The following is a 9,657-nucleotide window of genomic DNA, read 5'->3' as shown; positions in this document are numbered from 1 at the left end:
GTGGAGATCCCCGACGAGAGCACCCCGCAGGCCAACCTGCCCGGTGAGAACACCAGCGGCAATGTGATGCCCATGGTGATCGGCGGTGCCGTGGCAGCCATCGTGGTGATCGCGGCTGTTGTGTGGGCCATCAACCGCAAGAAGAACGCGGAAGGCGAATAATTCTCCATCCCAATGAAACAGCAAGGCCGCGGCCAGGACAAAGCTCCTGGCCGCGGCTTTTTGCGCTGCTTTCGGGAAGCTTCCAGCGGCGGGAAACAAAAAAATTGCCCAAAACACGGGCGGCACCGCATAATTCCGGGTGGTGGAGCGCGCCGGAAAAATTTTTGTGAGATGAACCAAAAAGCACAGCCAATCCTTGGTGGATTGGCGAGCATTTTTGGAAAATATCACAGAAATTTTGGGCGCGAAACGCCGCCTGAGCCGTTAGGCGTGAATTGTGCGGTGTTGCCCAAGGCAAAAAACACTTGACCTTCCACCCGGTAGAGGGTATATGTTATAGCAAAGCAGGCGGTGCGCTGCGGCTCGATGGGGCGCGGCGCACGCAAAACAGCCGGGGCCGTTTGGCTCGGCGGGGAGGGAAGGCCCATGCAGATCAAACAGGTGGAGCTTCTGGTGGGAATGAGCCAGAAGAACATCCGCTTTTATGAAAAGGAGGGCCTGCTCTGTCCGCGCCGGGAAGCGGGCAACGGTTACCGCAGTTACACCGATGAGGACGTGGACCGGCTGCGGCGCATCAAGCTTTTGCGCAAGCTGGACGTGCCGCTCAGCGAGATCGCCGTGATGCTGGAGGGCCGTCTGACCCTGGCCCAGGGCATGCGCCGCCATCTGGTGACGCTGGAGAACCGGCGCAAAAACCTGGACACCGCCCAGGCGCTGTGCGCCGAGCTGGCAAAGGAGCCGGGCCTACTGGCGGAGCTGGACGCGGCCAAACGGCTGGACGAGATGGCCCGGCTGGAGGAAACGGGGGTGCGCTTTGTGGATGTGAACGAACGGGGCAAGAAAAACGCTTCCGGGGCGCCTGGCTTGCGGCGGGCATCTTCGTGGCTCTGATGCTGGTGATCGAGGCCTTTCTGGCCTGGGCGCTGAGCACCGAGCCCGCGCCGCTGGGCATCGCGGTGCTGCTGCTGAGCATCCCGCTGGTGTTTCTGGTGGGGGCGCTGCTGGCGCTGCGGCAGCGCATTCGGGAAATCAAAGGAGGAGAAATTGATGATTATCGTAACGATTGACCACATTCCCGGCCGAAATTACGAGGTGCTGGGCGTTGTGAAGGGCAACGTGGTGCAGAGCAAGAACTTCGGCAAGGACTTCATGAGCGCCATGAAGGGCCTGGTGGGCGGCGAGATCGCCGACTACACCGAGATGCTGGCCGAGGCCCGGCAGATCGCCACCGGCCGTATGGTGAAGGAAGCCGAGGCAATGGGGGCGGACGCGGTGCTGAATCTGCGCTACGCCTCCTCCAGCGTGATGCAGAGCGCCGCCGAGTGCATCGCCTACGGCACCGCCGTGCGCTTTGTGGACTGAGAGGGGGGAGAGAAAGCATGATTTCCAATGCCTTGATCGTTTCCGTTGGAATTTCGCTGGTGTGCACTCTGATTTTGCCGTTTCTGCTGCTGGTGGTGCTGCTCATTACCCGCAAGCTGAATCCGCTGCCGCTGCTGGCGGGTTTTCTGAGCTTTTTTATCAGCCAGATTCTGCTGCGCATTCCGCTGCTGCAGGTGCTCGGTACACAAAGCTGGTTTGCGGCCTTTGCGGCGCACACCGTGGTGTACGTGATCGTAGTGGGCGGCCTTTCCGCCGGTCTTTTTGAGGAGACCGCCCGGCTGGTGGGGGCGAAGCTGCTGAAAAAGCACCGCACCTACAAGGATATGATCAGCTTCGGTCTGGGCCACGGCCTGTGCGAGGTGATCCTGCTCATTGGTCTGGGTCAGCTGAACAACCTGCTGTTCTGCCTGATGGTCCGGGACCCCCAGCTGGCCGCTTCGCTGGGCGTGGGCAATGACCTTTTGCAGGCCGTCACCCAGCAGCTGGCCGCTGCCAGCCCGCTCATGGTCTATCTGGGCCTGCTGGAGCGGGTGAGCGCGGTGATGTACCACGTGTTCGCCACCTGTCTGGTGTTCCTGGCGGTGAAGCGCCGCCGCCCGGTGCTGTATCTGGCGGCCATCCTGGCCCACACCGCCTTCAACGCCGGGGTTTCCCTACTGCTGATGGGCCTGTCCTATGTGGTGAACACCACCGTTGCGTCGGTGCTCACCGAGCTGGCTTTGCTGGCCGCTGGCCTTGCCTGCACCGCCTTTACCCTCAGTCAGAGGAGCCGCTTCGACGCGCCGGAAACGTTTGCACAAATGTCCAAGAACGAAAGTTAAAAGTAATACTTTTGAAGCTGCGAAAAACCCCGCGAACCCGCATTGCAGGCCGGTTTGCGGGGTTTTTGCATTGTCTTAACAGACAAAATGATCGTGCAAATGGAAAGGGCCGTCGTGAATCTTGCCGAAGATGCGCCGGGCGCGGGGAAAAGTGTTGAAATCGTGAAAAAGAACGGCTACAATGGGTAACGTACTCAAAGAAACGAGCTTGCGGGAGCAGGCGGCCCGGCCGCCTGCTCGCGCCGTTTCCGGGAATGGAACGACTCAACAACTTTGTAAGGGGGACTTTTCACATGAAAAAGATTCTGAGCCTTGCGCTGGCCGCTGTGATGGCCGTAAGCCTGGCCGCCTGCGGCGGCAGCACCGCTTCCGGCAGCACTGCTTCCACCGCCGCCTCCGGCAGCACTGCCGCTTCCGCCGAGACCACCGGCGCCGGCATTGCCAAGGAAGACATCAAGGTGGGCGTTGTGCACCTGTCCGACCCCGCTGAGGGCACCGGCTACAGCTACACCCACGAGCAGGGCATCCAGGGCATGATGAAGAACATCGGCCTGTCTGAGGACCAGCTGGTGGAGAAGATCAACGTGTCCGATACCGACGCTGCCGCTGTGCAGAACGCTCTGACCGAGCTGGTGGAGGAAGGCTGCAACATCATCTTCGCCACCTCCTGGGGCTACATGGACACCTGTGAGGCCATGGCCGAGGAATATCCCGAGATCATCTTCAGCCACGGCACCGGTTACAAGTCCAACGGCACCAACTTCAACAACTACTTCGGCCGCATCTACCAGGCCCGTTACCTGAGCGGCATCGCCGCCGGCCTGAAGACCGAGTCCAATAAGATCGGCTACGTGGCCGCCATGGGCAAGGACAACGGCGAGGTTACCAGCGGCATCAACGCCTTCGCTATGGGCGTTGCCAGCGTGAACCCGGATGCTCAGGTTTACGTGAAGGTGACCAACAGCTGGTTCGATCCCGAAGGCGAGAAGCAGGCCGCCGAGGCTCTGATCGCTTCCGGCTGCGACGTGATCGGTCAGCACTGCGACACCGCCGGTCCCCAGCTGGCTGCTGAGGAGCACGGTGTCTGGGGCGTTGGCTACAACAGCGATATGAGCAAGGATGCTCCCGTTGCCACCCTGACCAGCGTAATGTGGGACTGGAGCGTTTACTACACCCAGGCCGTGCAGAACGTGATCGACGGCACCTGGGTTGCCGGCGAGAAGGTTGACAACTACTTCGGCGACATGGCCGACGGCCTGGTGACCCTGGCTCCCCTGAGCGAGGATCTGATCGCTGAGGGCACCGCTGAGAAGATCGACGAGGCCAAGGCCAAGATCGTTTCCGGCGAGTGGGACGTATTCGACGGCAAGACCGAGATCAAGGACAACGAGGGCAACACCCACACCCTGGAGGGCGCTGACTACGGCACCTGCAACTGGTATGTGGAGAACGTGCACGAGCAGGCCTGATCAAGTCTGTCGAAGTCTCGACAGACTTCTGAGGGACACCAGCCGCACGACCCGCGCGCGGCGCGGGTGATGCTTGCTGGTTTCCCCCAAGAGCCTTCGCACGCAAAACAATTCGTGCGATTTGCCTTGCAAACCGGCTCGATGCCTTGTACAGTCCGCTGGACTGTACATCGCAAAGCGACCGGCATCCCTTTTCCGGCGAAAAAAGACACGATTTTGCGCACTACGCACACAAAATCGAATCTTTTTTCTGTCAAGGAGTCAGGATTTCCGGTACATGCCCGGGAATCCTGACGCGATTTTAAATCGCTGCGCCGGCAACAAAATTTAATGGCAGGCGAAAGGGCGGTCCTGATGACCGCCCTTTTTTCCGGTATATGGGGCCGCGGCCCCGCACACAACCATAAACGCAAGGAGGAGGAACCTCATGGGCGAACAGAAATGCGCCATCCGCTGCAGCGGCATTACCAAGCGGTTCGGCAGCGTGGTTGCCAACGACGGCATCGAGCTGGACGTACAGTACGGCGAGATCCTGGCCCTGCTGGGCGAGAACGGCAGCGGCAAAACTACCCTGATGAATATGATCTCCGGCATCTACCACCCGGACGACGGCCAGATCTTTGTGGCAGAGCAGCCGGTGAGCATCAGCTCCCCGGTGGACGCCCAGAACCTGGGCATCGGCATGATCCACCAGCACTTCAAGCTGGTGGAGGTGTTCACCGCCATGGAGAACATCGTGCTGGGCACCCCCGGCAAGCTGCCCGGCAAAAAGGCCCTGAAGGCCCAGGTCAAGGAGCTGTGCGCCAACTACGGCCTGGAGATCGACCCGGAGAAGCCGGTGTACGAGATGAGCGTTTCGGAAAAGCAGACCGTTGAAATTCTGAAGGTGCTGTACCGGGGCGCGAAGATCCTGATTCTGGACGAGCCCACCGCCGTGCTGACTCCCCAGGAGACCGACAAGCTGTTCGCCATCCTGCGGCAGATGAAGGCCAAGGGCTGCGCCATCATCATCATCACCCACAAGCTGAACGAGGTGCTTGCCATCAGCGACCGGGTAACCATCCTGCGCAAGGGCAAGAGCGTGGGCAGCGTGGCCACCGCCGGTGTGGACGCCGCCAAGCTCACCGAGCTGATGGTGGGCCACGCGGTGAGCCTGTCCATCCGCCGCCCCGAACCCAAGGACGTGCACACCATCCTGAAGGTGGTGGACCTGACCGTGGACAAGCCCGACGGCAGCAAGGGTCTGGACGACGTGAGCTTCCACATCCATTCCGGTGAGATTCTGGGCGTGGCCGGTGTGGCCGGCAGCGGCCAGAAGGAGCTGTGCGAGGCCATCGCGGGCCTGATCCCCGCCAAGAAGGGCGCAGTTCTTTATAAAAAGGAAAACATTCTGGGCAAGAGCCCCGAGGCCATCATCGACCTGGGCATCTCCATGAGCTTCGTGCCCGAGGACCGTCTGGGCATGGGCCTGGTGGCCAGCATGGGCATGACCGACAACATGCTGCTCAAGAGCTACCGGGCGGGCAAGGGTCCCTTCGTGGACCGCGCCCCCGCCAAGGCGCTGGCAAAAAAGCTGGTGGAGAAGCTCTCCATCGTGACCCCCGGCATCGAGACCCCGGTTCGTCTGATGAGCGGCGGCAACGTGCAGAAGGTGCTGCTGGGCCGCGAGATCGAATCCAACCCGAACCTGCTGATCACCGCCTACCCGGTGCGCGGTCTGGACATCAACTCCAGCTACGTGATCTATGATCTGCTGAACCAGCAGAAGGAGAAGGGCGTGGCCGTGATGTTCATCGGCGAGGACCTGGACGTGCTGCTGGAGCTGTGCGACCGGATTCTGGTGCTGTGCCATGGCCGCATCACCGGTCTGGTGGACGCCAAGACCGTGACCAAAGAGCAGATCGGCCTGATGATGACCGGCGAGATGACCGAGGAAGAGAAGCAGAAGGAGGCGCAGGAGGCATGACCGGTACCGTGAAAACAACAAAAGAGCCGCTGTTCCATGTGGTGAAGCATGCCGAGCGCACCGGCCGCCAGATGATCGGCTTCCGGCTGCTGGCGGTGGCCCTGAGCATCGTGGCGGGCGGTTTGTTCATCCTGGCCATCGGCCACAACCCCATCGCCGTGTACGGCACCATTCTGGAGGGCGCGTTCCGCAGCAAGATCGCCATCCAGTCCACCGTGAAGTTCGCCATCCCCCTGTGCATCTGCGCACTGGGCGTGACGCTGGCCTTTAAAATGAAGTTCTGGAACATCGGCGGCGAGGGCCAGCTGATCATGGGCGCGGTGTTCGCCAGCTACTTCGCCCTCAACTTCCCCCACTGGAACCACTGGGTGCTGATTCTGGTGATGCTGGTGGCGGGCGCGCTGGGCGGCGGCCTGTGGGGCCTGCTGGCCGCGGCCTTCAAGGTGAAGTGGGGCACCAACGAGACCCTGCTCACCCTGATGCTCAACTACATTGCGCTGCATCTGGTGTCTTATCTGCAGGCCGGCCCCTGGCGCGACCCGGAGGCCAACGGCTTCTCCAAGATCGCCCGGTTCGACAAGAACGCCGGTCTTGACAAGGTGCTGGGCGTGCACTTCGGCTGGATCATCATGCTGGTGCTGGTGGCACTGGTGTGGATCTACTTAAAGCGCAGCAAGCAGGGCTACGAGATCAGCGTGGTGGGCGAAAGCCAGGACACCGCGCGCTATGCGGGCATCCACGTGAAAAAGGTGGTGCTGCGCACCATGTTCCTGTCCGGCGCCATCGCGGGCATCGCGGGAGTGTGCCAGGCGGCGGGCAGCGATATGACTCTGTCCATGGGCGTGGCCGGCGGCGTTGGCTTCACCGCCATCATCGTGGCCTGGCTGTGCCAGCTGAACCCGGGCATGATCCTGGTGGTTTCGCTGCTGTTCAGCATTCTGGAAAAGGGCTCCAGCGTGGTGCAGTCCACCTACGGCCTTTCCTCCGACTGCGCGGACGTGCTGCAGGGCATCATTCTGTTCTTCATTCTGGGCAGTGAATTCTTTGTGCGGTACGCCTTTGTGGGCCGCGGCAAGAAAGGGGGCGCCAAATAATGGACCTGTTCATTAAATTCCTGGTGGCCGCCATCGGCGCGGGCACCCCGCTGCTGTTCGGCACCGTGGGCGAGATTCTGAACGAGAAGGTGGGTCACCTGAACCTGGGCGTGGAAGGCATGATGGCCATCGGCGCCTGCGCGGGCTTCATGGGCGGCTACCTGAGCGATAATTTCCTGGTGGCGCTGGTCTGCGCCTTCCTGGCGGGCCTGCTGGCCGCGCTCATTTACGCGGTGCTCACCGTCACCTTCATGGCCAACCAGAACGTGGCCGGCCTGACCATGACCATCTTCGGCGTGGGTATCTCCAACTTCATCGGCGTGTACATGATCGGCACCTCCGAGGGCGGCACCCTGAAGCTGCCCGAGACCGTGACCGCCCAGATGCGCAGCATCCACATCCCGGTGCTCAGCGACCTGCCGGTGGTGGGCGAGCTGCTGTTCAGCTACAACCCCTTCGTCTACCTGGGCATTGTGGTGGCGGCGGTGACCGGCTGGTACCTCTACCGCACCAAGACCGGCCTGAACGTGCAGGCCATCGGCGAGAACCCCGGCGCGGCGGACGCGGCCTCCATCCAGGTGACCAAGTGGAAGTATTTTAACATTCTGCTGGGCGGCGGCATCTGCGGCATCGGCGGCGCCTACTGCGGCATGATCATCAACGGCGGCGTGTGGATCTCCAACAGCGTGAACGGCCTGGGCTGGATCGCGGTGGCGCTGGTCATCTTCGCCGCCTGGAAGCCTCACATGGCCATTCTGGGCAGCTTCGTATTCGGTGCGCTGCGCGTGCTGAAATACTACAAGGTGGGCTTCATGGTGAACCTGCCCGACGCCTTCTTCGACATGCTGCCCTTCCTGATCACCGCGCTGGTGCTCATCATCACCAGCATGCGGGGCAGCAAGGGCGCGCACATCCCGGCGTTCCTGGGCAACAACTACTTCCGCGAGGAGCGGTAAGCGGCTGCCCGCCGGCATAACATCACACGGCCCCGGTCTTCTGTTTTTGCAGAGGACCGGGGCCGTTTTGGCATTGCGGGGGCGGAAAAGGGGCCGAAACAGGCGAAATTGCGGGAAAAATTCGTGAAAAATTAACAAAATCAGCGCCCCGGATCGGTAAAACATCCGGGGCTTTTGTGTTATAATGGTAATACTGAACGTTGTTTACCAGAGCACCACGATACAAAAAACCAGCGCCCCGCGCGGGCCGTAAGGGGGAAACGAGGATGAGCGAAGTAACGGCGGCCGAGATGAAACGGCTGGAACAACAGGCGGACGCGGCGGGCCTTTCCTACCGGCAGATGATGGAGAACGCGGGTGAGGCAGCGGCAGCGCTTGCCCTGCGCACCTGGCCCGGGTCGAAGCGCGCGGCGGTGTTCTGCGGCAAGGGCAACAACGGCGGCGACGGCTTCGTGGCCGCCCGCCATCTGGCGAACGCGGGCCTGGCGGTGCGTCTTTATCTGGTAGAGGGCGAGCCGGTGACCACCGACGCCATTTACAACTGCGGCCTTGCGCGCGAAATGGGCCTGCCGGTGCTGGCGGCGGATGCGCTGGACGAGCCGGAGCAGGCGGACTTTCTGCAAAGCGCGGACGTCATTCTGGACGGCGTGTACGGCACCGGCTTCCACGGGACTTTGCGCCCGGAGGGGCTGGCCGCAGCCCGGCGGATGAACGATGCGCCCGGCAAGGTGCTGGCGCTGGACCTGCCCAGCGGCCTGGAGGCGGACAGCGGAAACGCCGCCGAGGGCGTGGTGCAGGCGGATCTGACCGTGACCTTCCACGCGGCAAAGCCCTGCCACCGGCTGGCGGCAGCCCGGTGCGGCCGGGTGGAAGTGGCGGACATCGGCATCGGAACAGCTCTGAATCTGTAAGGAGGCGGCAGCCATGAAACGAGTGCTCATCACCGGCGCGGGCGGCTTTGTGGGCGGCCGTCTGGCGGCATATTACCGGGACCGGTGGGATATCACCCCGCTGGACCACAAACAGCTGGACCTCACCGACAGCCAGGCGGTGCACGCGGCGTTGCAGGCCGCAGCGCCCGAGCTGGTCATCCACACCGCAGCCCTGGCGGACACCGGATACTGCGAGAGCCATCCATTGGAAAGCTTCGAGGTGAACTTGCAGGCTCCGGCGGCGCTGGCGAAGGAATGCGCGGCGCTGGGGGCAAAGCTGGTGTTTTTCAGCTCGGACCAGGTGTATAACGGCACCCGGAAGCTGGGCCCCCTGCCTGAGGACGCACCCCTGGACCCGGTGAACGTGTACGGCCGCCACAAGTGGGAGGCCGAGCAGCGGGTGCTGGAGACCTGCCCCGAGGCGGTCTGCCTGCGGGCCAGCTGGATGTATGATTTTGACCGGCCGGGGCTGAAAAGCAGCACCGGCTTCTGGGGCATTCTGCGGCGGGCCGCCGCGGGCAAGATGCCCCTTTCCATGGCTCTGCGGGAGTACCGGGGCATCACCTGGGTGCAGCCGGTGGTAAAGGCTATGGAGCAGATGGCCGCCCTGCCCGGCGGGGTGTACAACATGGGGGCGGAGAACCCCCTGAACACCTACGCCACCGCCCTGGAGTGCCTGGGGCTGCTGGGCGCGGGGGAGGACGTGCTGGCCCTGGTGCGGCCGGACACGGACCGGTGGCCGGAATTTGAACGGAATCTGAGTATGGACACCAGCCGCCTGAAAGCGGGCTGCGGGGTGGACCTTGGCGATACGGTGGGCAGCTTTGCGGCCTGCCTGCGCGCCTTTGAGGAACAAGAAGAGGAGGCAATGTGA

At 62.4% G+C, this 9,657-nt stretch carries 10 protein-coding genes; all 10 read left to right on the top strand.

From position 1 onward, the window contains the following. The first annotated feature begins 588 nt into the window (after positions 1–588). The 10 genes from B5G03_RS15210 to B5G03_RS15170 all read left to right on the top strand — a co-directional run bounded on the left by B5G03_RS15210 (position 589) and on the right by B5G03_RS15170 (position 9,657). A complete protein-coding gene (locus tag B5G03_RS15210) occupies positions 589–1,053 on the top strand; it encodes a MerR family transcriptional regulator (RefSeq protein ID WP_242962493.1) in 465 nt (154 codons plus the stop codon). Then, positions 1,044–1,229 carry a hypothetical protein gene (locus tag B5G03_RS17910; protein WP_242962491.1) on the top strand — a complete coding sequence of 62 codons (186 nt, stop codon included), beginning with the start codon at positions 1,044–1,046 and terminating at the stop codon, positions 1,227–1,229. The genes B5G03_RS15210 and B5G03_RS17910 overlap by 10 nt, the downstream gene beginning before the upstream one ends. Beyond that, positions 1,210–1,524 carry a heavy metal-binding domain-containing protein gene (locus B5G03_RS15205; RefSeq protein ID WP_087182516.1) on the top strand — a complete coding sequence of 105 codons (315 nt, stop codon included), beginning with the start codon at positions 1,210–1,212 and terminating at the stop codon, positions 1,522–1,524. The genes B5G03_RS17910 and B5G03_RS15205 overlap by 20 nt, the downstream gene beginning before the upstream one ends. A 17-nt stretch (positions 1,525–1,541) precedes the next feature. Further along, on the top strand, positions 1,542–2,366 hold the full coding sequence (locus B5G03_RS15200; RefSeq protein WP_087182515.1) for a YhfC family glutamic-type intramembrane protease: 825 nt from the start codon (positions 1,542–1,544) through the stop codon (positions 2,364–2,366). 293 nt (positions 2,367–2,659) lie between these two features. Beyond that, entirely contained in the window at positions 2,660–3,835 is a 1,176-nt protein-coding gene (locus B5G03_RS15195; protein WP_087182514.1) for a BMP family ABC transporter substrate-binding protein, read from the top strand. Between the two features lie 427 nt (positions 3,836–4,262). Continuing rightward, complete coding sequence (locus B5G03_RS15190) at positions 4,263–5,801, top strand: ABC transporter ATP-binding protein (protein ID WP_087182513.1); 1,539 nt, start codon at positions 4,263–4,265, stop codon at positions 5,799–5,801. A gap of 8 nt (positions 5,802–5,809) precedes the next feature. Continuing rightward, positions 5,810–6,895 (top strand): ABC transporter permease, encoded by a 1,086-nt coding sequence (locus B5G03_RS15185; protein WP_343286910.1) that lies wholly within the window; start codon positions 5,810–5,812, stop codon positions 6,893–6,895. Continuing rightward, positions 6,895–7,851, top strand: a complete 957-nt coding sequence (locus tag B5G03_RS15180) for an ABC transporter permease (protein WP_087182511.1) — start codon at positions 6,895–6,897, stop codon at positions 7,849–7,851. The genes B5G03_RS15185 and B5G03_RS15180 overlap by 1 nt, the downstream gene beginning before the upstream one ends. A 266-nt stretch (positions 7,852–8,117) precedes the next feature. After that, on the top strand, positions 8,118–8,762 hold the full coding sequence (locus B5G03_RS15175) for an NAD(P)H-hydrate epimerase (protein WP_087182510.1): 645 nt from the start codon (positions 8,118–8,120) through the stop codon (positions 8,760–8,762). Between the two features lie 13 nt (positions 8,763–8,775). After that, positions 8,776–9,657 carry an SDR family oxidoreductase gene (locus B5G03_RS15170; RefSeq protein ID WP_087182509.1) on the top strand — a complete coding sequence of 294 codons (882 nt, stop codon included), beginning with the start codon at positions 8,776–8,778 and terminating at the stop codon, positions 9,655–9,657.

This window comes from Gemmiger sp. An50, assembly GCF_002161595.1.
In the GTDB taxonomy this organism is placed as follows: Bacteria; Bacillota; Clostridia; order Oscillospirales; family Ruminococcaceae; genus Allofournierella.
Note: the sequence above shows the minus strand (reverse complement) of the source record. Positions and strands in the feature narration are given on the sequence as shown.